Here is a 21,163-nt window from a genome sequence, read left to right on the forward strand (position 1 = left end):
GCCCCGCACCGAACAGCTTTCGCAGTCGACGAGCATCGCTCTCCTCCAATACCGACGCATCGGTGAACCCGATAGCACGAACGGTAGCGAGGGGGTACGACAAAAAATGCAAACGCCCAGGTCAGGACCGCGAAAGCCGCTTCAGGAGTGTGTCGGACGACAAGGGATAGGCGCCATGACGGCGTACACCATCGATGACCTCCTTGTCCGACGAGATCACCACGATCGGGCGCCCCGCGGGCTCGGCCCGGACCAGGCGGCGGATGAGCTCGTCGGCGGTCTCGCCCTTGTGGGAGAACAGCACGCGCACCCCGCGCGGGGCCGGCGGCAGGCCGTGGACCCGCTCCGCGCCGTCGAACACCACGGTGACCTCGGCCCGGGTCTGCGCCGCGAGCCCGCCGACCCCGGCGATGAGCCGGTTGCGCTGCTGCTCGAGGGAGATCTCCGCGTAGCCCTTCTTGGTCACGTTGTACCCGTCGACGATCATGTGCGCCTTGGGGAGGCTCAGCAGCTGGTCGAGGCGGGCCGGGTCGTCGGCGTCGAGGGCGCGCGCGGACGCGGTGACGCCCTCGGGCCGATCGGCGGCGACGTCGGCGACGAAGTCGGCCGGCAGCTTGTCGGTCGGGTCGAGGGCCAGCTCGCGGCGCAGCCCGACGGCGGCCTGCCCGATCGTCTCCAGCAGCAGCCACAGCCGGGCGTCGTCGACCGCCCGGGCGTCCTTGGCGCTCTGCCGCTGCGCCCCGGCGGCGGTCTCGGCCTCGGCGAGGCGGGCCCGCAGGCGCCGCAGCTCGGCGTCGTGGTCCGCGTTGACCTTGGCCGCCCGGCCCTTCTCGGCCGCGAGCATGTCGGTCGCCTTGCGCTCCTTGGCCTGCGACTCGCGCAGCGACTTGCCCAGCCCGCGGACCTCTTCACGCAGGCCGGCGGCCTCGTCGCGGAGCCGGGCGAGCTCGTCGCGCAGCTTGTCGGCCTCGACGCGGGCGACCGCGCGGTCGTGCTCGGCGCGCGCGAGGCGCTGCTCGACGTCGCGGACCCGCTCGGAGGCGACGGCCCCCTCGGCCTCGGCCCGCACCGTCTCGGTGGCGTCGCCGACGAGCGTGCGCCAGCCGTCGGGCCGCGCCAGGTACGCCAGCGCCGCCACCTCCACCGGGTCGGCCGCGGCCGGCGCGACCCCCTCGAGCACGGCCGAGCCCAGGTCACCGGCCTCGTTGACGACCCTGGTGGCCAGGCGCTGGCGCAGCAGCGGGTCGCCGGAGAGCTGCAGGGCGATGACGGGGCCGCCCAGGCGGGCGCGGCGGTTCGGGGCGAACTTGGCCACCCGCCGCAGCGGCATGGGCAGCTCTTCCATCGGCAGGCCGGTCATGGCCGCCGCGGCCAGGGAGATCACGCGCTGGCGCACGACCTCGGGCAGCACCGGTTCCTGGTCGTCCTCGACGGCCTGCGCAGACGGCAGCGCGACCTCGGGCTCGAGGTCGTCGGGAGCGTCGTACGCAGACATCACTCCAGTGTCGCATTGTCGACCACATTCGCCCGGGATGGAGTCCAGGACCGCAGCCTTACCTCGAACGGCTAAAAGCTGACATATCCTTATTTCACCCGATCAAGTGAATGTTTGGAGGCGGGGATGGCGACACCGGTACCCAGCAACGAGGCGGACCGGATCTCCGCTCTGCACTCGATGGCTGTCCTGGACACGCCACCGGAGACCGATTTCGACGACATCGTCCGGATCGCAAGCGAGGTCTGCGGCGCCCCGATCTCGCTGGTCACGCTGGTGGACACCGAGCGGCAGTGGTTCAAGGCCAGGGTCGGCGACCTGGAGCTGGACGAGACGCCCCGCGAGGTGGCGTTCTGCGCCCACGCGATCATGGGCCGCGACCTCATGGTGGTGCCTGACGCGACAGCCGACGTCCGATTTGCGGACAACCCCTTCGTCACCCCGAACGACGGCATCCGCTTCTACGCGGGCGCGCCGCTGCTCACGGCCGACGGGGCGGCCCTGGGCACCCTCTGCGTCGTCGACCACAATCCGCACCGGCTGAACCTCGACCAGATGAAGGCGCTGCGGGCCCTGGCCAACCAGGTCACGGAGCTGCTCGAGCTGCGTCGACTCGTGGTGACCGACGAACTGCGCCCCCGGCCCGAGCCCCGGTCGGTGGACCTCGCCTACCTGACGGAGGCCCGGATCCGGGAACTGCGCGGGATCGCGGATGCGCGAAACATCGCCATCACGCTGGGGTTGGCAGACGCTGCATTGGTACACGCTGATCCCGCCAAACTCGCCCGCGCCCTCGACTACGTCATTTTCGGCGCCCTCAAGCGGGCCCCGGCCGGCGGACGGGTCGCGGTGCGCGTGCTCAGCTCGCCCGTGCCCGCGATCGAGATCGGCCACGCCGGCGGCAGCATCCGGCCCGAGTGGCAGGCGGACCTCGGCGGGCAGCGCGAAGCCGACGAGCCCGTGCCCCGTGCCGTGGCCGAGATCCTGCGCGCGCACGGGGCCACCGTGGCCGACACATCGGCCATCGTCGGCTCCCCCGACGTGCGGCTTGAGCTGCGCTTTCCTCCTCACTAGCAATTTTTGTCACACCCTGGTCGTACTGTGCGCTCGTGCCCCACTACCACCAGGAAACGTTCGACGCCCTGTTCGACGACCCCCGCGCCGCCACACTGTTCTCCACCACGTTCGTCGTGGTCGACCTGGAGACCACGGGCGGCGCGCCGGACGGCGGCGGCATCACCGAGATCGGTGCGGTGAAGGTCCGCGGCGGCGAGATCCTGGGCGAGTTCGGCACCCTGGTCAACCCGGAGGAGCGGGTGCCGGCCTTCATCACGGTGCTCACCGGCATCACCGAGATGATGCTGCTGGAGGCGCCGAAGCTGGAGACGGTGCTGCCGAGCTTCCTCGAGTTCGCCCAGGGCGCGGTGTGGGTCGCGCACAACGCCCCCTACGACACCGGGTTCCTCAAGGCGGCCTGCGCCAAGCACGGGTACGCCTGGCCCAAGCCGATCGTCCTCGACACCGCCGCGATCGCCCGGCGCGCGATGGTCGCCGACGAGGTGCCCAACCACCGGCTGTCCACACTCGCGCGGCACTTCCGGGCCGCGACCCAGCCGGTCCACCGGGCGCTGGACGACGCCCGCGCCACCGTCGACGTGCTCCACGGCCTGTTCGCGCGGCTCGGCAGCCTCAAGGTGCACACCATCGGCGACGTGATCGAGTTCGTCAAGGCCGTCAGCCCGGCTCAGCGACGCAAGAAACACCTGGCCGAGGGGCTGCCCGACGCCCCGGGGGTCTACGTGTTCCGCGGGCTCAAGGACCGGCCGCTGTACATCGGGACGAGCTCCTCCATCGCCACCCGCGTGCGCAGCTACTTCACGGCGGCCGAGAAACGCGCGCGGATCGACGAGATGATCAACGCGGCCGAGCGCGTCGAGGCCATCCCGTGCGCGCACTCGCTGGAGGCCGAGGTGCGCGAGCTGCGGCTGATCGCGGCGCACAAACCGCCGTACAACCGGCGCTCGAAGTTCCCGGAGCGTGTGGTGTGGCTGAAGCTCACCGCGGAGGCCTACCCGCGGCTGTCGCTCGTGCGGGAGGTGCAGGGCGACGGCGCGGCCTACCTCGGCCCTTTCGGCTCCCGGCGATACGCCGAGCTGGCGGCGGCCGGCCTCTACGACGCCCTGCCGATCCGCCAGTGCACCCACAAGCTGTCGCTGCGCACCAAGACCCCGGCGTGCGCCCTGGCCGAGCTGGGCCGCTGCCCGGCGCCGTGCGAGCACCGCATCTCGGCCGAGGACTACGAGACGGCGGCCGCGGCGCCGTTCCGGACGGCGACCGTCGGCGACCCCGGGCCGATCGTGCGGGGGCTGATGGCGCGGATCGAGGCGCTGGCCGAGGTCGAGCGCTACGAGGACGCGGCGACGATCCGGGGCCGGCTCGTCGCGTTCCTGCGCACCGCGATCCGCCAGCAGCGGCTGGCCGGGCTGAGCGGGTTACCCGAGGTCGTGGCGGCGCGGCCCTCGGCCGCCGGGGGCTGGGAGATCGCGGTGGTGAGACATGGGCGACTCGCCGCGGCGGGCGTTTCACCCCCGAGGGTGCATCCACAGCCGACCCTGGATGTGGTCTTGGCCACAGCGGAAACCGTCTTGCCGGGGCACGGCCCGACCCCGCGAGCGTCCCCGGAGGAGACCGAACGCATCCTGGCGTGGCTCGAGCGACCCGAAACACGCCTGGTCAAGACCGATATAGGCTGGTCGTCACCGGTGGGCGGGGCGGCGCGATGGCGTCCGTTCCTGATCCGGGCGGAAGCGGCCGCCTCGGTTCATACTGACTTGGATGGGTAGGTACATCGGACGAACGACCATACTCAAATGACCGATCGGATGCCCGTAGGGAAACTAGGCTGGAACCTACCCAAACCCAGGCCCGCGCAGGCCCGTCGGTGAGGAGGTGCCGCTATGGAGCCCGGATTGCAGTCCGGCGCGTCCTTTGGTGCGGGCTCCTCCCCGACACCAAGCGCCCCGGTTCCAGGTGTTGAGTCCCACGAGTCGGGGGCTTCAAACATCGCGGGTGTACCGGATGTTTCAGGCCCGAATGCGACGCACAGCGAGTACATGGTGGACCCAGCGGCGTCGGACGGCAACCCCACGGAGTTTCCGAATTTCCGAGCCGCGGTCGCCGCGTCGGTCATACCGGCCGCGACCAGCGAAGATGCCCACCGCTTGGTCGACGAGACGGTAGCCGCCCTCGGCGTGTCGCGCCCCGCCGCTTTCGGCCGCGGCCCGGCCGCTGACTCCGACGCCTTCGGACCCGCACCGGCCTCCAGCGCGGCGACCGCCCCGGACGGGTTCGTACCCGCGCGCGCCTCCAGCCCGGCGACGGCCCCGGAGGGTTTCGAACCCGCGCTCGCCTCCGGCCCGGCGATGGCCCCGGAGCGGTTCGGACCTGCGCTCGCCTCCGGCCCGGCGACCGCCTCAGACGGGTTCGGACCTGCGCTCGCGCCAAGCCCGGCGGCGACCCGCGACGGCTTCAGACCCCCGCTCGGCGCCCCGATGACCTCCTCCCATGGCGCTAGCGGCTCCAGCCCGGCCACCGCCCCCGAAACGATGCTCGGCGCTAGCGGCTCCAGCCCGGCCACCGCCCCCGAAACGATGCTCGGCGCTAGCGGCTCCAGCCCGGCCACCGCCCCCGAAGCGATGCTCGGCGCGGGCGGCCCGGACATGGCGAACAGCTCCGGCGTAGCGCACTGCGGCGATGCCCACGAGCCGGGAGCGATACCCGGGCCCGGCGTACGTGGGCCTGGGATCTCGGACGGTCCCGGGGCGGGTCACTACTCCGGCGGGCCAGGACCGGGAGCGGCACACGGCCCCGGCGTGCACGGGCCGGGAGCGGCACACGGGTCCGGCGGCCAAGGACCGGGGGCGGTAAGCGGCCCCGGTGTGCACGGGCCGGGGGCGGCAAGCGGCCCCGGCGTGCACGGGCCGGGGGCGGCAAGCGGCCCCGGCGTGCACGGGCCGGGGGCGGCGGATGGGCCCGGTTCGCATCGGCCCGGTGCGGCGCATGGACACGAGAATGTGGACGGCAGTGGCTCCGGGACGATTCCCGGGAGCGTGCTCGGCGGGGCGATCGGGGCCGGGACGAGCGGGCCGCGCACGATTCGGGTCGAGAACTTGAGTTCTGGTGGGTTTCTCGCGCCCGCGGAGATGTTTCTCGGGCCCAAGGGGCTGCCGACCGCGACCATCGCCAGCCCCGGGCGCCGTCCGGGTGCGCCGCCGGGGGGCGGGGAGCGCGCGCCGGCCACGACCGAGCGGTCGCCGAACGATCGGGGCGGGGCCGACGGGGGCGAGCCAGGGCGGCAACCTGAACAGCACGCGGACCGAGTGCCCGCGGATCGAATGGCAACGGATCGGGCGCACCGGCCCGACCACGCGCCGGCCGACCGCGGGCATCAGCATGACCGGGCGATGAACGACCGCGCCGCCTCGGCCGAGCGCGGCGCCGGTGACCGGACCACGAACGAGCACGCCGGGCGGGCCGCGAACGAGCACACCGGGCGACCCGAGAACGAGCACACCGGGCGACCCGAGCGCGGCCCCAACGAGCACGAGCCGCGCACCGACCGGGGCGCCGCGCGCACGAGCCAGGCCGACAGCCGCGCCGAGCCCCGGACCGACGGCCGCGCCGAGCACGAGCCGCGCACCGACCGGGGCGCCGCGCGCACGAGCCAGGCCGACAGCCGCGCCGAGCCCCGGACCGACGGCCGCGCCGAGCACGAGCCGCGCACCGACCGGGGCGCCGCGCGCACGAGCCAGGCCGACAGCCGCGCCGAGCCCCGGACCGACGGCCCCAACGAGCACGAGACGCGCACCGACCGGGGGGCTGCCCGCACGAACGCCGAGCACGAGCCCCGAACCGCCGCCCGCACGAGCCAGGCCGACAGCCGCGCCGAGCCCCGGACCGACGGCCGCGCCCAGCAGGAGCCCCGCGCCGCCCGCACGAACGCGGAGCACGAGCCCCGAACCGCCGCGCGCACGAGCCAGGCCGACAGCCGCGCCGAGCCCCGGAACGACGGCCGCGCCGAGCCCCGGGCCGACGGCCGCGCCGAGCACGGGCCGCGCACCGGCGCCGAGCACGAGACCCGCGCCGACCGGAGCGCCGCCCGCACGAACGCCGAGCACGAAACCCGGGCCATCGCGCGGGCGAACGCCGAGCTCGAGGACCGGGCCGCCGCGCGGGCGGGTCATGATGGGCGTGGGGGCGGTACGGGGTGGCCGGCCAACGACCGGGGCATCGAGAACCGGCCGCGGCAGGGTGAAGCTCAGGCCGTCGAGCCGGATGCGGACGAGTACGCCGACGGTGGGAAGCCGCGCAACACGCACGACGAGGGCAAGAGCGGTCGCAAGGGTGGGGTGCCGCGGGCGGGGCGGCGCGAGCAGCCGATGCTCGACGACCGGTACGCGGCGCCGCGTAAGAAGCTCACCGCGCCCGCGGCCGATGACTCGCCGGAAGTGCCGCCGCCGCCTACGTACTCAGCGCTGGCCGGGGGGGCGGTGCGGGGCGACCCGACGGCCACGTACACGGCGATCATCGGGTCGCGGCTGCGGGCGATCCTGCCGTGGCAGTCCAGCGATGATCCGATGGCGGGCATTCTGCGGGTACACCGGCAGATCCATCCCTCCGCGGACATTGCGCTGCTGCGCCGGGCCTATGCGATGGCCGAGCAGATGCACCGCGGGCAGATGCGCAAGAGTGGCGAGGCCTTCATCTCGCATCCGCTCGAGGTCACCGAGATCCTCGCGGACCTCGGGATGGACACGACGACGCTTGTCGCGGCGCTGCTGCACGACACCGTCGAGGACACCGACTACACGCTCGGGGCGCTGGAGCGCGACTTCGGCGGCGAGGTCGCGCTGCTGGTCGACGGCGTCACGAAGTTCGACAAGATGTTCTACGGCGCCGACGCCGAGGCCGAGACGATCCGCAAGATGATCGTCGCCGCCGGGCGGGACGTCCGGGTGCTGGTCATCAAGCTCGCCGACCGGCTGCACAACATGCGCACCATCGACGCGCGGTCGGTCAAGAGCCGGGTGCGCATCGCCACGGCGACGCGGGAGGTGCTGATCCCGCTGTGTGAGCGGCTCGGCATCCAGGCGCTGAAGCGGGAGCTCGAGGACTGGGTGCTGCGGGCGGTGTCGCCGAGCGGGTACGCGGTCGTCGCCGACTACGTCGAGCAGCGGGTCGGCTGGGACGGGTACATCGAGAAGGTCATCTCCACCGTGAGCGGCGACCTGAAACGGTTCGGGCTCGACGCGACCGTCTCCCCGCGGCCCCGGCACCTGTACTCCATCTGGAAGGACACCGTCGACGGCGACTACGCCGAGCCGCACGACCTGCCGCGCATCGTGATCGTGGTCGAGGGGCCCGACACCGACTGCTACGCGGCGCTGGGCGCGGTGCACGGCAAGTGGCGACCGGTACCCGGGCGGTTCAAGGACTTCATCGCCACGCCGAAGAACAACAACTACAAGTCGCTGCACACCACGGTGCTCGGGCCCGAGGGGCGCTCGGTCGAGGTGCTGATCCGCACCGTGGAGATGCATCAGGCGGCGGAGTACGGCATCGTCACGAACTTCCGCTACCCCAGCACCGCCGCGCGCTTCGGCCCCGCGAGCAAGGCCGAGCAGCTGGACTGGCTGCGGCGGCTGCTGGACTGGGAGGCGTCCGCCTCCGACCCTTCGCAGTTCATCGCCTCGCTGCGCTGCGACCTCGCCGAGGACCAGATCCTGGTGCTCACGGCGGGCGGCGGGCGCCCGGTGCTGCTGCCGGCGGACGCCACGCCGGTCGACCTCGCGTACATCCTCGGCGCCGACGTCGGCAACCGATGTATCGGCGCCCGGGTCAACGGCCGGCTCACCGCGGTCTCCTCCCCCCTCGCCGACGGCGACTCGGTGGAGATCATCACCCGCGCCGGCCAGCGGGACGAGTTCGACTTCGACGCGGACGCCCCCGCGCGCGGCCCGTCTCCGGAATGGCTGGATTTCGTCCGTACCCCGCACGCCCGCCTCCACATCAGCCGCTGGTTCGAGGCCCACGAGGCACCGGCGATCACGGTCGCCAACAAGGTGCGGCTCGGCCGGCTCGCCATCGGCCTCGCGCTGCGCCAGCAGGGCCGCGGCCTGGCCAGTGACCTGCCCCTGGTACGCCTCGCGCCCCGCCTCGGCTTCCCCGACATCGAGACGCTCCTCGTCGCCGTGGCCGACCACGCCCGCACCGCCGACGAGGTCGTGGCCGAGTTGATCGCCCTGGTCGACCATTCCCCGCATTAGGTCACTAGCCTTTACCGGATGACCGACTTGCGTGGGCGGGTGCGCGTGCTGGCGTACCGCACGTTCTACCGGCTCCCCGGGCGCTGGAAGCGGCGGATCGTGCGCACGTTCCAGCCGACGTACACCGTCGGCGCCGTCGCGATCATCCGTGACCCCGCGCTCACGCAGATCCTGCTCCTGCGCCAGCCGCCCGGCGCCGGCTGGTCGTTGCCGGCCGGGCTGATGGACCGCGGCGAGACCCCGGCGCAGACCGCCGCCCGCGAGCTCGCCGAGGAGACCGGGCTCAAGCTGCCGCTCGACCAGATGCGCCCGGCCTCGCCCAACGCGATCGTGCACACCCGCGGCCAGTGGATCGACATGGTGTTCGAGGCCGAGATCGTGCCCGGCGAGGCGCTCGTCGTCGACCAGGCCGAGATCCTCGAGGCGGCCTGGCACCGGCTCGACAACCTGCCGCCGCTGACCGTCTCCACCTCGCGGCTGCTCGCGCACTACGGCATCGGCCCGTACAAGGAGTACCCGGAAGTGCTGGAGACGTGAGCATGAGCGTGGACGTGTGCGCGGTGGTGCTCGCGGCCGGCGAGGGGCGGCGCCTGCGGCCGCTGACCGAGCACCTGCCGAAGGCGCTGTGCCCGGTCGGCAACGTCCCGCTGCTGGACCGGGCGTTGGAGCGGGTGCGGTACCACGGGCTGGACACCGCCGTGAACGCCTGCTACCTGGGCCACCTCGTGGCCGCGCACGTCGGCGACCGGGCCCACCTGTCCGTCGAGCCCGGCGACCCGCTCGGCACCGCCGGCGGCCTCGGGCTGCTGCGGGACTGGATCGGCGGCCGGGGCGTGCTGGTCGGCAACGCCGACGCGTACCTGGCCACGGAGGGCCTCGCGCCCGGCGCGGACATCGCGGCGCTGCTCGAGAACTGGGACGGGGAGACCGCCCGGCTGCTCGGGGTGCCCGGGCCGCCGCACGAGTTCGGCGGCCACCGGTTCGCCGGGTTCTCGCTGCTGCCGTGGGACCTGGTCAAGGACCTGGAGCCGGAGCCGTCGGACCTCGTGCGGCTGGCGTGGCGCCCCGCGGAGCGGCAGGGGCGGCTGGAGGTCGTCGAGTATCCGGGCACCTACCTCGACACCGGAACTCCGGCAGACTATCTGGCCGCGAACCTGCATGCGGTACACCAGAAGGAACTCGTTGCGGAGGACGCCGTCGTGACCGGGGCGCTCGACGGCGCCGTCATCGGGGCGGGAGCGCACGTCGCCGGGCGGGTGCACCGCGGGGTGGTGTGGCCGGGCGGAGTCGTCACGGCGGGCGAGACGCTGACCGACGCGATCCGGGTCGGACGGTCGCTCACCGTCCCCGCCCACTAGCATGACGGGTGTCCACAGGCCGGAAGGAGCTCCGCAGGTGATCACCGCGATCGTTCTCATCGACTGCGCCACCGACTCGATCCCGGAGGTGGCCGAGAACATCGCCAACCTCGACGGCGTCAGCGAGGTCTACTCCGTCGCCGGCAACGTGGACCTCATCGCGATGGTGCGCGTCCAGCAGTTCGAGGAGATCGCCGAGGTCATCGCGAACCGCATCTCCAAGGTGCCCGGGGTTGTGGAGACCGACACACACATCGCGTTTCGCGCGTATTCGCGCCACGATCTGGAAGAAGCTTTCGCGATCGGTCTCCCCGACGCCGACTAATTCCTGTTTGCGCTGCTGAACGCCCTGTCCCGGCGCTGCGAGTGCGGCAAATCGCATCGAATGACGGGCCCGCACCCGGTACCCTCGCCGCCATGAGGATCGGCATCGTAGGGGCCACCGGGCAGGTCGGCAGCGTCATGCGCCACATCCTGGCCGAACGGCAGTTCCCGGTAGACGAGTTGCGCTTGTTCGCCTCCGCCCGTTCGGCGGGGCGGCCCATCGACTGGCAGAACACGCAGGTCACGGTGGAGGACGCGGCGACCGCGGACTACGCCGGGCTCGACGTCGTGCTGTTCTCCGCGGGCAAGGGCACGTCGAAGGAGCTCGCCCCGAAGGTGGCCGCCGCGGGCGCCGTCGTCATCGACAACTCCTCCGCCTGGCGAATGGACCCGGACGTACCGCTGGTGGTCGCCGAGGTCAACCCGCACGCCGCCGCCGACCGGCCGAAGGGCATCATCGCCAACCCGAACTGCACCACCATGGCCGCCATGCCCGTGCTGCGCCCGCTGCACGAGGAGGCCGGCCTGGTCGCCCTGGTCGCCGCCACCTACCAGGCCGTCTCCGGCGCGGGCCTGGCCGGCGTGGCCGAGCTCGACGAGCAGGTGCGCAAGGTGGCCGACGGCGCGGCGGCCCTCGCCTTCAGCGGCTCGGCCGTGGAGTTCCCGGAGCCGAAGAAGTTCGCCCGGCCCATCGCGTTCAACGTGCTGCCGCTGGCCGGCGGCCTCGTCGACGACGGCTCCTTCGAGACCGACGAGGAGCAGAAGCTGCGCAACGAGAGCCGGAAGATCCTCGAGATCCCGGACCTCAAGGTCTCCGGCACCTGCGTCCGCGTGCCCGTCTACACCGGGCACTCCCTGCAGATCAACGCCCGCTTCGCGCGGCCCATCTCGGTGCAGCGCGCGACCGAGCTGCTCGCGTCGGCGCCGGGCGTCGCCCTGAGCGACATCCCGACGCCGCTGCAGGCCGCCGGCGCCGACCCGTCGTTCGTCGGGCGCATCCGCGTGGACGAGACGGTCGAGCACGGCCTGGCCCTCTTCGTGGCGAACGACAACCTGCGCAAGGGTGCGGCCCTCAACGCGGTACAGATCGCGGAACTGTTCGTCTAAGCAACGCTCGCCGGCAGGTGCCGGTCGAACCAGTCGAGGATGGCGTCGAAGCGCTGGATCCGATGGGACGGCCGGCCCGTGCGGGACATCTCGTGCCCCTCGCCCGGGAAGAGCAGCAGCTCGGCCGGGGCGCCGCGGCGCTTGAGGGCCACGAAGAGCCGGTACGCCTGCTCGACCGGGCAGCGCCAGTCCTGCTCCGAGTGGATGATCAGCATCGGCACGGAGATGCGGTCGGCGTACGTCAGCGGGCTCTGCCGGCTCTGCCGCTCGAACTCGCCGGAGTAGAGCGCGTCGGCGAAGAACCAGCCGATGTCCGAGGTACCCGTGAAGCTGTCGATGCTGTTGACCGCCCGCTCGGAGACCGCCGCGCGGAAGCGGTCGCCGTGGTGGGCGGCCAGCCAGGTGGTCATGAAGCCGCCGTGGGAGCCGCCGAGCACCCCGACCCGGCCCGCGTCGAGGTCCGGCTCCTTCAGGGCCGCGTCGAGCAGGGCCAGCAGGTCGGTCGCGGTCACCTCGCCCACGTTGCCGCGGATGGGCTCGCCGTGGGCCTCGCCGTACCCGGACGAGCCGCGCGGGTTGCCGTAGACGACCGCGTAGCCGGCGCCCGCGTACACCTGGGGCTCGTCGAAGAGCCGCCAGCCGTACTGCGCGTAGGGCCCGCCGTGGATCATGAGCAGGACGGGGTGCGGGCCCTCGCCGGCCGGGCGGACGACCCAGCCGTGGACCGGGTACCCGTCCGGGGCCGTGGCCGTGACCTCGATTTGTTCCAGGGCCTCCGTACCCTTGTTGAACTCGGTGAGGCGCCGTTCGTCCCGGTAGAGCTCGCCCCAGCTCGTGGGGGTCGCGATCACCGCCGCCAGCACGCCACCGGCCCACGCGAAGGACGACACCTGGCGCTCGCCGGTGATCAGCGGGGTCGGCGGCCCGCCGTCGTACGGGACGCTCAGCAGCTCGACCGCGCCGCGGTTCTCGTTCATGAACAGGGCGCCGTCCGGCGTCACGTCCATGTCGCCCGGCGACATGGCGAGGTGGTAGCGCGCCGGGTCGAGCAGCGGCGCCGCCGGCCCGCCGTCCAGCGGGATCGACCACAGCGACTCGTTGCGCAGGACCGAGCCGGCCGGGCACGCCACGAAGAGGACCGCCGCGCCGTCCGGGCGGAAGCGCGGCAGCGAGGCCGAGAACTCCCCGCCGGTCAGGGCCCGCCGCTCGCTGCCGTCCGCGCGGCACACGCACACGTCCGCGGACCAGGCCTCGGCGCTGGACTCCAGGAACGTCAGCCACGCGGCGTCCGGGGAGTAGCGGGGGTCGCCCTCGCCCTCGGCGACCCGGGTGACCTCGCAGTCCAGGGTCACGGTGAAGATGTGCGACGGGCGGTCGCCGAAGAAGCCGAGGCCGTCGAGGCGGTGGAACAGGTCCGTGATCCGCCGTGGGGGCTCGCCGTCGGGGCCGATCTGCTCGCCGTCGTCGGTGCGGGCGGTGCCGTAGCGGGGCTCTTGCGGTACACGAGCGGAAAATGCCAGGCGGGAAGAGTCGGGGGCCCAGTCGGCGGGGCCCACGCCCAGCGGCTCGTCGGTCAGGGGCCATGCGTCGCCGCCGGTCATGGGCAGGACCCAGAGCTGGGGCTTCGCGGTCTTGCCGGTGCGGCGCAGGAAGGCGAGGTGGCGGCCGTCGGGCGACCAGCGGGGGGCGCTGTCGTGCCAGCCGCGGGTGAGCTGCTCTTCCTTTTCTTTTGAGCCGGTGGTCGGCTCTTTCGTTGAGCCGGTGGTCGGCTCTTCCGTTGAGCCGGTGGTCGGCTCTTCCGTTGAGCCGGTGGTCGGCTCTTCCGTTGAGCCGGTGGTCGGCTCTTCCGTTGAGCCGGTGGTCGGCACGAGCCACAGCTGCGAGGTGTACGAGTCGCTGGCGAGGTCGGGGCGGGCGACCGCGATGACGGCGGTGCGGCCGTCGGGGCTCAGGGTCGGCGTCCCGGGTATGCGCATTTGCGGCAGATCGGCGGGTTTCACGTCCAGCACAGTAAGCCGCACGGGCCCGCCTTACCGGCGAGTAACCTCCTACCCCTACCCTACGAGCATGGAGCCGACGCTGGAGACCGTGGTGCGCGGGGCCGACTCGATCGCCCTGCACGTGTACCCGGCGCCCGAGGACGCGCCGACGCTGGCGGTGCTGTGGCCGGCGATGGGCGTGCCGGCGCGCTATTACCGCAAGTTCGCGGGCGAGCTGGGGGCGGCGGGCGTGGCCGTAGCCGTCGCCGACCTGCGCGGGACCGGTGCGAGCGCGCCGCGGCCGGGTCGCGGGTCGCGGTACGGCCTGGGCGACCTCACCGCCGACGTGGACGCCGTGCTGGCGCACCTCAAGCCGCGGCGCGCGGGGCGGCGCACGATCCTCGTGGGGCACTCGCTGGGCGGGCAGGCGTGCGCGCTGCACCTGGCGTGCGAGCCGGCGAGCGACGTGGCGGGGCTGGCGCTGCTGGCGGTCGGGCTGCCGTACTGGCGCAGCTACCCGGGCGGACAGCGACTGCCGGTGCTGCTGCAGACGCAGGCGCTCGGGGTCGCCTCGGCCGTGCTGCGCGTCTGGCCGGGCTGGGGGTTCGGCGGGCGGCAGGCGCGCGGGGTGATCCGGGACTGGGCGTACACGGCGCGGACGGGGCGCTACCCGAACCTCGGCGGGGTCGACGTCGAGGCGGCGCTGGCGAAGGTCACCACGCCGGTGCTCGCGATCGACATGGCCGGCGACAAGTACACGCCGCCGGGGACCGTCACCCGGCTACTGGAGAAGCTTGCGAGCGCGCCGGTCACGCGCGAGCGGTACGCGCCGGCCGACACGATCGACCACTTCCGCTGGGCCAAACACGGCGGCGAGCTGGCCGGGCGCGTCGCCTCGTGGGCGAACGACCTGTAGACGGGCGGCGCGGCGGACGACCTGTAGCCCGCGCCCGGCGGCGAGCTGGGCGAACGATCCGCCGACTTCGCATCGCGGCCGACTGGCTGGAGGACGAGACCGCGGGACCACGGCTCTCGGCGGAGGACCTCCCGACCACGGCTGGCGGCGAGGCGGCCAGGCAACCTACGCACCGTGGGTGGCGGAGAGCAGGCCAGCGACCTACGCACCGTGGGTGGCTCGCGGCGAGGCGGCCAGGCAACCTGCGCACCGTGCGCGGCGGAGAGCGGGCCAACAACCTGCGCACCGTGCGCGGCGGAGGGCGAGCCAGGCGACCTGCGCACCGTGCGCGGCGGAGGGCGAGCCAGGCGACCTGCGCACCGTGCGCGGCGGAGGGCGAGCCAGGCGACCTGCGCACCGTGCGCGGCGGAGGGCGAGCCAGGCGACCTACGCACCCCGCGCGTGGGTGGGGGTCGGGACAGCGGGCGAACGACCTGCGCGCCGACCGAGTCGCCTGGATGACGACCGACCCGGCGCCCCGGCCGCGTCCCATTGTTGGCGAACCACCTGCGGCGGCGAGCGGGCCGAGCGCGTCACCGCGCGGGCGTGTGACCTCTGAACCGTGGGCGCGGACCGAGCGGACGGAGCGGGCGGGGCTGGCCGAACGGGCTGGTCGGGCCGGGCTGGAGTGCGTCGGCCCGTGGGTGTTCGACCGAGAGACCGCGGGCCTTGGTGTCGCCGTTCCGTCTATCTGACACCGTACCATTCCGAAACTATTTCACGTTATTTTGTCCACAGGCCCATCACACACAGTGCGGCCCCCGGCTCGAAAGCCGAGGGCCGCTTGACAAAGCAACGAACAAGCACGAACAAGGACAGGACCTCAGTGGCCCGTCGTGATCTCCTCGCGGTCCGCGTCGTCCACCTGGCGCTGAGCCGGCTTCACCTGCGGGGCCGCCTTCTCGATCGGGTAGAAGAAGCCCTTCACCGTCGGGGCCAGAGCGCCCAGGCGGTTCATCTTCTTCGGCACGACCCAGCCCGCGTACTCCAGGGCGTGGTGGCCGTCGCCGTCCGCGTGGCCGTTGGCCGACGGGAGCGGCTGGTGCACCTCGATGAAGCGGCCGTCCGGCAGGCGGCGGATGATGCCCGTCTCCACGCCGTGGGCCAGGACCTCGCGGTCGTGCTGCTGCAGGCCCAGGGCCACCCGGAACGCTACGTAGTACGCCAGCGGCGGGATGACCAGAATGCCGACGCGGCCGGCCCAGGTCATCGCGTTGAGGCTGATGTGGAACTTGTCCGCCAGCACGTCGTTGCCGCCCGAGATCAGCAGCACGACGTAGAACGAGATCGCCATGGCGCCGAGCGCGGTGCGCAGCGGGTTGTCCCGCGGGCGCTGCAGCAGGTTGTGCACGGCCTTGTCCTTGGTGAACCGGGCCTCGATGAACGGATAGAAGATCGGCAGCATGGTCAGGATGCCGGGTAGCACCACCGTGGGCCAGAAGATCGGCGGGATGGTGTAGCCGTCACCCCATCCGAACAGGTCGAAGCGGATCTCCCACGCGGGGAACAGACGCGTCGAGCCGTCCAGGAACATGACGTACCAGTCGGGCTGGCTCGCCGCCGAGACCACCGCGGCCTTGTAGGGGCCGAACAGCCAGATCGGGTTGATCTGGAAGAGGCCCGCGAGGGCGGCGATCATGGCGAACACGATCATGAAGAAGCCGCCGGCCTTGGCCGCGAAGCCGGGGAACATCCGCACGCCGACCACGTTCTCGTTGGTCCGGCCGGGGCCGGGCCACTGGGTGTGCTTCTGCTTCACCAGCAGGCCCATGTGGACCGTGATGAGCGCGAGCAGCGCACCCGGGACGAGCAGCACGTGGACGATGTACAGCCGGTCGAGGATGACCATGCCCGGGAACTCCCCGCCGAAGAGCGAGTTGGTCACCCAGGTGCCGACGATCGGGATGGACAGCATGATCGCCGAGGCGATGCGCAGACCGGTGCCGGACAGCGCGTCATCGGGCAGCGAGTAACCGCCGAAGCCCTCGAGGAAGCCCATCCAGAACAGGAGCACGCCGACGATCCAGTTGGCCTCGCGCGGCTTGCGGAACGCGCCGGTGAAGAAGACGCGGAACATGTGCACCACGATCGCGGCCATGAACAGCAGCGCCGCCCAGTGGTGCATCTGGCGCATGAACAGGCCGCCGCGCACGTCGAAGGACAGGTGCAGAGCGGTGTTGTACGCCTGCGACATCTCCACGCCGCGCAGCGGTGCGTAGCTGCCGCTGTAGACGGTCTCCGCCATCGACGGGTCGAAGAACAGCGCCAGGAAGATGCCGCTGAGCAGCAGCACGATGAACGAGTAGAGCGCGATCTCACCCAGCAGGAACGACCAGTGGTCGGGGAAGACCTTGTTCAGCAGCCGCCGCAGCGGGGTCGCCGCCTGGAACCGCTCGTCGAGCGCTCCCGCGGACTTGGCCGGAATTGCCCGGAGGTCGATCTTTCGCCGTTTCATGGCCGCTCCCAGAAGGCCGGACCGATGGCCACCTTGTAGTCGGACTTCGCTACGAAGTATCCCTCATCGTCCACCGTGATCGGCAGCTGCGGCAACGCCCGGCTGGCGGGGCCGAAGACCGGCCGGGCGTTGTCGGTGATCTGGAACTGCGACTGGTGGCAGGGGCACAGCAGGCGGTTGGTCTGCTGCTCGTACAGGCTCGCCGGGCAGCCGGCGTGGGTGCAGATCTTCGAGTACGCCACGAAGTTCTGCCACTGCGAGTCCCGGTTGATCGCCTTGGCGTTCTTCAGCGTCTCCAGGGCGTCGCCCTCGCGCAGGTGCATGAGCAGGGTCGGCGAGTCGGCGAACTCGTTCGTCGCGCCGCCGGGGATGCCGGGGAAGACGGTGATCTGGCCGCCGACGCTGATGTCGGCGGGGCGGATCGGGGTGCCGTCCTCGTGGGTGAGGCGTACCGGCTTGCCGCCGTTCTTCTTCGGGTCCCAGCCTGTGGTGAAGAAGACATTCTCGTCGCCCTGCTTCGGCGCCTTGATCAGCGAGCCGACCAGGAGCGCGCCGGCGACCGCGCCCAGCGGGGCGGCGCCGGCCAGGAACGCCAGGCCGACGAACCGGCGGCGCTTGAGGCCGAGCTCGTCGCCCATGTTGACGATCGTCGCCGCGGTGAGCTTCTGCTCGGTGCTGTCCGAGTGACCGTCGTGGCGCTCCTGGATCGAGACCTCCTCGGGGAGGAGCTTCTTCGACCAGACGATGATGCCCAGGCCCAGCGTCAGCAGCGCCAGGCCGAGCGTCGCGCCCAGGATCGGCGTGTAGAACGGCATCAGGTCCCGGTAGGTCTGGTTGCCGTGTCCGTAGTGCCAGGGCCAGGCGATGTAGGCGACCACGAACGCGGTCCCCATGAGCCCCGTGAGCAGGAACAGGAAGGCCAGCAGGCGCTCGATGCGCTTCTCGGCCTTCGTGCCCGGCACCGGGAACCGGGGCGCGTAGTGGACGATCTCGACGCCGTCGCGGCGAGCGCCCTCCTTGACCAGGTCGAACCGGGTGAGGGTCGGGTCACTCGCGTCGAACTGCTCCTCCGTGGGAGCGGTGTGGGTGGTCATGACTTCCCTGCAATCCACAACGTGGCGAACACGAGCGCCGCGATACCGACGAGGAAGATGACGAGGCCCTCGGGGACCGGGCCGTAGCGGCCGATGTTCCAGCCACCGGGGTCTGACTGCGCGTTCTTGTTCAGGTTCTGGACGTACGCGATGATCGCGGCCTTGTCGTCCGGGCTCAGCTGGTTGTTGCCGAACACGGGCATGTTCTGCGGGCCGGTGAGCATGGCGCCGTACATGTCGCGGTTGGTGGAGTGCTGCAGCGTCGGGGCGAACTTGCCCGAGGACAGCGCGCCGCCGCCGGTGCTGAACGCGTGGCAGGACGAGCAGTTGACGCGGTAGAGCTCACCGCCGTGCGCGAGGGTCTTGGCGTCGGCCTGCGCGTTCTTGACGTCCTTGTCCAGGCTCTCGGCGCTCGGCAGCTGCGGCCCGCCGCCCAGTTCCTGGATGTAGGCGCCGATGTCGGCGGCGTCCTTCTCGCTGTACATCGGGTCCTTGCGCTGGGCCTGCGCCTCCTGGCGGGCCAGCGGCATGCGGCCGGTGTTGACCTGGAACTCCACGGCCGCGGAGCCGACGCCGATCAGGCTCGGGCCGCGTCCCTGCACGCCCTGCGCGTTTGTGCCATGGCAGGTGATGCAGCTGGTCTCGTAGATCTCCTTGCCGTGCTTCGCGGCGTCCGAGAGGGTCGGCACGTCCTCGGCGCGGCCGACGCCCGGGGCGTAAGCGCTGTACAGGCCGCCGACAATCGTGAGCGCGGCGATCAGGCGAACGGCCGCCTCCAGCCGCCGGCGCAACTTGCCCCGCGCCGCGCGCGCTCCTCCCGGCACCAGCCGGGCAAGCGGCCGCTTGCTCTGTTCGGAAGTCATGGCCTCACCTTTGTCGTCATCACCTATGTCGTCTCGGTGGTTGTTCGGTGGTGGTGGTCCCTGCGAGGTGGTCCGGGAGCGTGACGGGGCCCGGGGGTCGACGGCCTACTGCAGGAAGTAGATCATCGCGAACAGCGCGATCCAGACCACGTCGACGAAGTGCCAGTAGTACGACACGACGATCGCCGCCGTCGCCTGGGCCGGCGTGAAGCGCCCCATCGTCGTGCGGATGAGGTAGATGACGAAGGCGATGAGGCCGCCCGTGACATGCAGGCCGTGGAAGCCCGTCGTCAGGTAGAACATCGAGCCGTACCCGTCGCCGTTGATCTTCACGCCCTCTGAGACCAGGTTGCGGTACTCGTTGACCTGGCCGAGCACGAACGTCAGGCCCATGATGAACGTCAGCGCGAACCACCGGCGCAGGCCGTGCACGTCACCGCGCTCGGCGCGGAACACGCCGATCTGGCAGGTGATGGACGACAGTACGAGGACGATGGTGAACGTCAGGGCGTAGGGGACGTTCAGCACCTCGGTGTGCTTCTCCCAGAGCTCCGGCGCCGCCGCGCGGATCGAGAAGTACATCGCGAAGAGTGCCGCGAAGAACATCAGTTCGCTGGAGAGCCACACGATCGTTCCGACACTGACCATGTTGGGCCTGGTCAGTGAGTGGATCTGGCTCTTGGCAATCGCTGGGGCCGCAGTCACAGCGTCATTATTGCCCCCGATCATCATCGCCTTTGCGCGGGGTCCACCAGACACTGACGATTCGTGCGGCGGCATAGTCTGGGGACGTGCTCCAAGCTGCCGAATCAGGTCCTCCGACCGCCGCGACGATCCTCGGGTCGTTCCACGTCTCGTGGCTGACGCTGGCGCTGCTCGTCGCCGCCGGGCTGTATCTCGCGGGAGTCGTGAAGCTGCACCGCCGCGGCGACCGCTGGCCGCTCGCGCGGACCGTGTTGTTCCTGTTCCCGGGACTGGGCGCCATCGCGTCTGTCACGATGAGCGGAGTCGAGGAGTACGACACGACGCTGCTGAGCGTCCACATGGTGCAGCACATGGTGCTCTCCATGATCGCGCCGATCTTCCTGGCGCTCGGTGCTCCGGTGACGCTCGCGCTGCGCACGCTGCCCAATGGCGGGCGCCGGGTGCTGGTCGCGGTCGTGCACTCGCGACCGGCGCGCATCCTGGCCTTTCCGTTGGTGGCGTTCGGCTTCTTCGTCGTGACGCCGTTCGTGCTCTATTTCACGAATCTGTACGAGCTCACGATGCGCCACGAGTGGTTCCACGAGCTCACTCACGCGCATTTCATCGCGGTGGGCTGCCTGTTCTTCTGGCCGCTGGTCGGGCTCGACCCGCTGCCGGGGCGGTGGCCCTATCCGGCCCGGGCGCTGCTGATGTTCCTGTCCACGCCGTTCCACACGGTCCTCGGCCTCACGATCATGCAGAGCAAGACGCTGCTGGGCGGGGACTGGTACCCGTCCCTGCACCTGAGCTGGGCCGACCCCGTCGCCGACCAGGTCACGGCGGGCGGGATCCTGTGGGCGGGCGGCGAGTTCGTCTCGGTGACGATGCTCGCGGTGCTTGTCGTGCAGTGGATGCGCCAGTCGGACCGGGAGGCCCGGCGCACCGACCGCCGGCTCGACCGCGAGGAGCGGCTCGCGCAGGAAGAGGCGGAGTGGTCCGCCCGCACGGGGATCGCGATTACCCCGGACGGTACGATCCCCGAGGCAGACGCCACACGAGGAGCAGCGCGCACATGAGCGAGCACATTGTCCTGCTGTACAGCGACGACGCCGACGTCCGCGACCGTATGCGGCTGGCCATCGGCACCCGCCCCGCGGCCGACCTGACGGTCCGGTTCGTCGACGCGTCGACGTACGCGGAGGTCGTCAAGCTCGTCGACGACACCGACATCGACCTGCTGGTCCTCGACGGCGAGGCCTCCCCCGGCGGCGGGCTGGGCATCGCCCGGCAGCTCAAGGACGAGATCACCGACGCGCCCCCGGTCGTGCTGGCCATCGCCCGTGCCGCGGACCGGTGGCTCGCCTCCTACGCGAAGGTCGAGGGCACGGTCATGTACCCGCTCGACCCCGTCACCACCGGTGAGACCGTCTCCGCCCTGCTCCGCGCATACCCCGCCATCCGCCGGTAGGCCCCGCGGCACCGGCAGGGCCGCCGGTGGCGCTCGCGGGCACCTAGGACACCCCC

The 21,163-nt window shown here is 71.8% G+C and carries 16 protein-coding genes; 10 read left to right on the forward strand and 6 right to left on the reverse strand.

The window, feature by feature from the left end; all coding sequences use genetic code 11:
* Window positions 1-121: 121 nt before the first annotated feature.
* Window positions 122-1,495, reverse strand: coding sequence for an NYN domain-containing protein (locus ACPPVO_RS51580; protein ID WP_426506613.1), 1,374 nt, complete (start codon window positions 1,493-1,495; stop codon window positions 122-124).
* Window positions 1,496-1,621: 126 nt separating this feature from the next.
* On the opposite strand from ACPPVO_RS51580, the gene ACPPVO_RS51585 reads away from it, so the two are divergent.
* From ACPPVO_RS51585 to ACPPVO_RS51615, 7 genes are all read left to right on the forward strand, one after another.
* The gene (locus ACPPVO_RS51585) at window positions 1,622-2,569 is read left to right on the forward strand and encodes a GAF domain-containing sensor histidine kinase (protein ID WP_426506614.1); all 948 of its coding nucleotides are present in this window, start codon (window positions 1,622-1,624) and stop codon (window positions 2,567-2,569) included.
* A 35-nt stretch (window positions 2,570-2,604) separates the two neighbouring features.
* Window positions 2,605-4,338 carry a DEDD exonuclease domain-containing protein gene (locus tag ACPPVO_RS51590; protein ID WP_426506615.1) on the forward strand — a complete coding sequence of 578 codons (1,734 nt, stop codon included), beginning with the start codon at window positions 2,605-2,607 and terminating at the stop codon, window positions 4,336-4,338.
* A 2,691-nt stretch (window positions 4,339-7,029) separates the two neighbouring features.
* On the forward strand, window positions 7,030-8,820 hold the full coding sequence (locus ACPPVO_RS51595; RefSeq protein ID WP_426514855.1) for a RelA/SpoT family protein: 1,791 nt from the start codon (window positions 7,030-7,032) through the stop codon (window positions 8,818-8,820).
* Window positions 8,821-8,838: 18 nt separating this feature from the next.
* Window positions 8,839-9,357: an NUDIX hydrolase gene (locus ACPPVO_RS51600; RefSeq protein WP_360378886.1), complete on the forward strand. Its 519-nt coding sequence runs from the start codon at window positions 8,839-8,841 to the stop codon at window positions 9,355-9,357.
* Between the two features lie 2 nt (window positions 9,358-9,359).
* The gene (locus ACPPVO_RS51605) at window positions 9,360-10,178 is read left to right on the forward strand and encodes a nucleotidyltransferase family protein (RefSeq protein ID WP_426506616.1); all 819 of its coding nucleotides are present in this window, start codon (window positions 9,360-9,362) and stop codon (window positions 10,176-10,178) included.
* A 37-nt stretch (window positions 10,179-10,215) separates the two neighbouring features.
* Window positions 10,216-10,503: an Lrp/AsnC family transcriptional regulator gene (locus ACPPVO_RS51610; RefSeq protein WP_360378892.1), complete on the forward strand. Its 288-nt coding sequence runs from the start codon at window positions 10,216-10,218 to the stop codon at window positions 10,501-10,503.
* 92 nt (window positions 10,504-10,595) lie between these two features.
* Window positions 10,596-11,609, forward strand: a complete 1,014-nt coding sequence (locus ACPPVO_RS51615) for an aspartate-semialdehyde dehydrogenase (protein ID WP_426506617.1) — start codon at window positions 10,596-10,598, stop codon at window positions 11,607-11,609.
* Here ACPPVO_RS51615 and ACPPVO_RS51620 read toward each other — a convergent pair.
* Complete coding sequence (locus ACPPVO_RS51620) at window positions 11,606-13,609, reverse strand: alpha/beta fold hydrolase (RefSeq protein WP_426506618.1); 2,004 nt, start codon at window positions 13,607-13,609, stop codon at window positions 11,606-11,608. The genes ACPPVO_RS51615 and ACPPVO_RS51620 overlap by 4 nt on opposite strands.
* A 67-nt stretch (window positions 13,610-13,676) precedes the next feature.
* Between ACPPVO_RS51620 and ACPPVO_RS51625 the strand changes: the two genes are divergently transcribed.
* Complete coding sequence (locus tag ACPPVO_RS51625; RefSeq protein ID WP_426506619.1) at window positions 13,677-14,504, forward strand: alpha/beta fold hydrolase; 828 nt, start codon at window positions 13,677-13,679, stop codon at window positions 14,502-14,504.
* A gap of 862 nt (window positions 14,505-15,366) precedes the next feature.
* On the opposite strand, the gene ACPPVO_RS51630 is transcribed toward ACPPVO_RS51625, so the two are convergent.
* The 4 genes from ACPPVO_RS51630 to ACPPVO_RS51645 form a co-directional block, all read right to left on the reverse strand.
* Window positions 15,367-16,998, reverse strand: a complete 1,632-nt coding sequence (locus ACPPVO_RS51630; RefSeq protein WP_426506620.1) for a cytochrome b — start codon at window positions 16,996-16,998, stop codon at window positions 15,367-15,369.
* Window positions 16,995-18,092, reverse strand: coding sequence for a ubiquinol-cytochrome c reductase iron-sulfur subunit (locus ACPPVO_RS51635; RefSeq protein WP_426506621.1), 1,098 nt, complete (start codon window positions 18,090-18,092; stop codon window positions 16,995-16,997). Before ACPPVO_RS51635 ends, ACPPVO_RS51630 begins: the two co-directional genes overlap by 4 nt.
* On the reverse strand, window positions 18,089-18,955 hold the full coding sequence (locus tag ACPPVO_RS51640) for a c-type cytochrome (RefSeq protein WP_426506622.1): 867 nt from the start codon (window positions 18,953-18,955) through the stop codon (window positions 18,089-18,091). The genes ACPPVO_RS51635 and ACPPVO_RS51640 overlap by 4 nt, the downstream gene beginning before the upstream one ends.
* A 105-nt stretch (window positions 18,956-19,060) precedes the next feature.
* A complete protein-coding gene (locus tag ACPPVO_RS51645; protein WP_426506623.1) occupies window positions 19,061-19,660 on the reverse strand; it encodes a cytochrome c oxidase subunit 3 in 600 nt (199 codons plus the stop codon).
* An 86-nt stretch (window positions 19,661-19,746) separates the two neighbouring features.
* Here ACPPVO_RS51645 and ACPPVO_RS51650 point away from each other — a divergent pair, with 86 nt between their 5' ends.
* Both ACPPVO_RS51650 and ACPPVO_RS51655 read left to right on the forward strand, forming a co-directional pair.
* On the forward strand, window positions 19,747-20,715 hold the full coding sequence (locus ACPPVO_RS51650; protein WP_426506624.1) for a cytochrome c oxidase assembly protein: 969 nt from the start codon (window positions 19,747-19,749) through the stop codon (window positions 20,713-20,715).
* A complete protein-coding gene (locus ACPPVO_RS51655) occupies window positions 20,712-21,107 on the forward strand; it encodes a hypothetical protein (RefSeq protein WP_426506625.1) in 396 nt (131 codons plus the stop codon). Before ACPPVO_RS51650 ends, ACPPVO_RS51655 begins: the two co-directional genes overlap by 4 nt.
* The last annotated feature ends 56 nt before the right edge of the window (window positions 21,108-21,163 follow it).

It is taken from the genome of Dactylosporangium sp. McL0621 (genome assembly GCF_049995355.1).
Taxonomy (GTDB): domain Bacteria; phylum Actinomycetota; class Actinomycetes; order Mycobacteriales; family Micromonosporaceae; genus Dactylosporangium.

What these genes read in the sequence shown, in the direction of transcription:
- ACPPVO_RS51635 (WP_426506621.1), bottom strand. Translation starts at nt 18,092, where the DNA reads ATGACCACCCACACCGCTCCCACGGAGGAGCAGTTCGACGCGAGTGAC.
- ACPPVO_RS51605 (WP_426506616.1), top strand. Translation starts at nt 9,360, where the DNA reads ATGAGCGTGGACGTGTGCGCGGTGGTGCTCGCGGCCGGCGAGGGGCGG.
- ACPPVO_RS51630 (WP_426506620.1), bottom strand. Translation starts at nt 16,998, where the DNA reads ATGAAACGGCGAAAGATCGACCTCCGGGCAATTCCGGCCAAGTCCGCG.
- ACPPVO_RS51585 (WP_426506614.1), top strand. Translation starts at nt 1,622, where the DNA reads ATGGCGACACCGGTACCCAGCAACGAGGCGGACCGGATCTCCGCTCTG.
- ACPPVO_RS51615 (WP_426506617.1), top strand. Translation starts at nt 10,596, where the DNA reads ATGAGGATCGGCATCGTAGGGGCCACCGGGCAGGTCGGCAGCGTCATG.
- ACPPVO_RS51580 (WP_426506613.1), bottom strand. Translation starts at nt 1,495, where the DNA reads ATGTCTGCGTACGACGCTCCCGACGACCTCGAGCCCGAGGTCGCGCTG.
- ACPPVO_RS51655 (WP_426506625.1), top strand. Translation starts at nt 20,712, where the DNA reads ATGAGCGAGCACATTGTCCTGCTGTACAGCGACGACGCCGACGTCCGC.
- ACPPVO_RS51600 (WP_360378886.1), top strand. Translation starts at nt 8,839, where the DNA reads ATGACCGACTTGCGTGGGCGGGTGCGCGTGCTGGCGTACCGCACGTTC.
- ACPPVO_RS51640 (WP_426506622.1), bottom strand. Translation starts at nt 18,955, where the DNA reads ATGACTTCCGAACAGAGCAAGCGGCCGCTTGCCCGGCTGGTGCCGGGA.
- ACPPVO_RS51625 (WP_426506619.1), top strand. Translation starts at nt 13,677, where the DNA reads ATGGAGCCGACGCTGGAGACCGTGGTGCGCGGGGCCGACTCGATCGCC.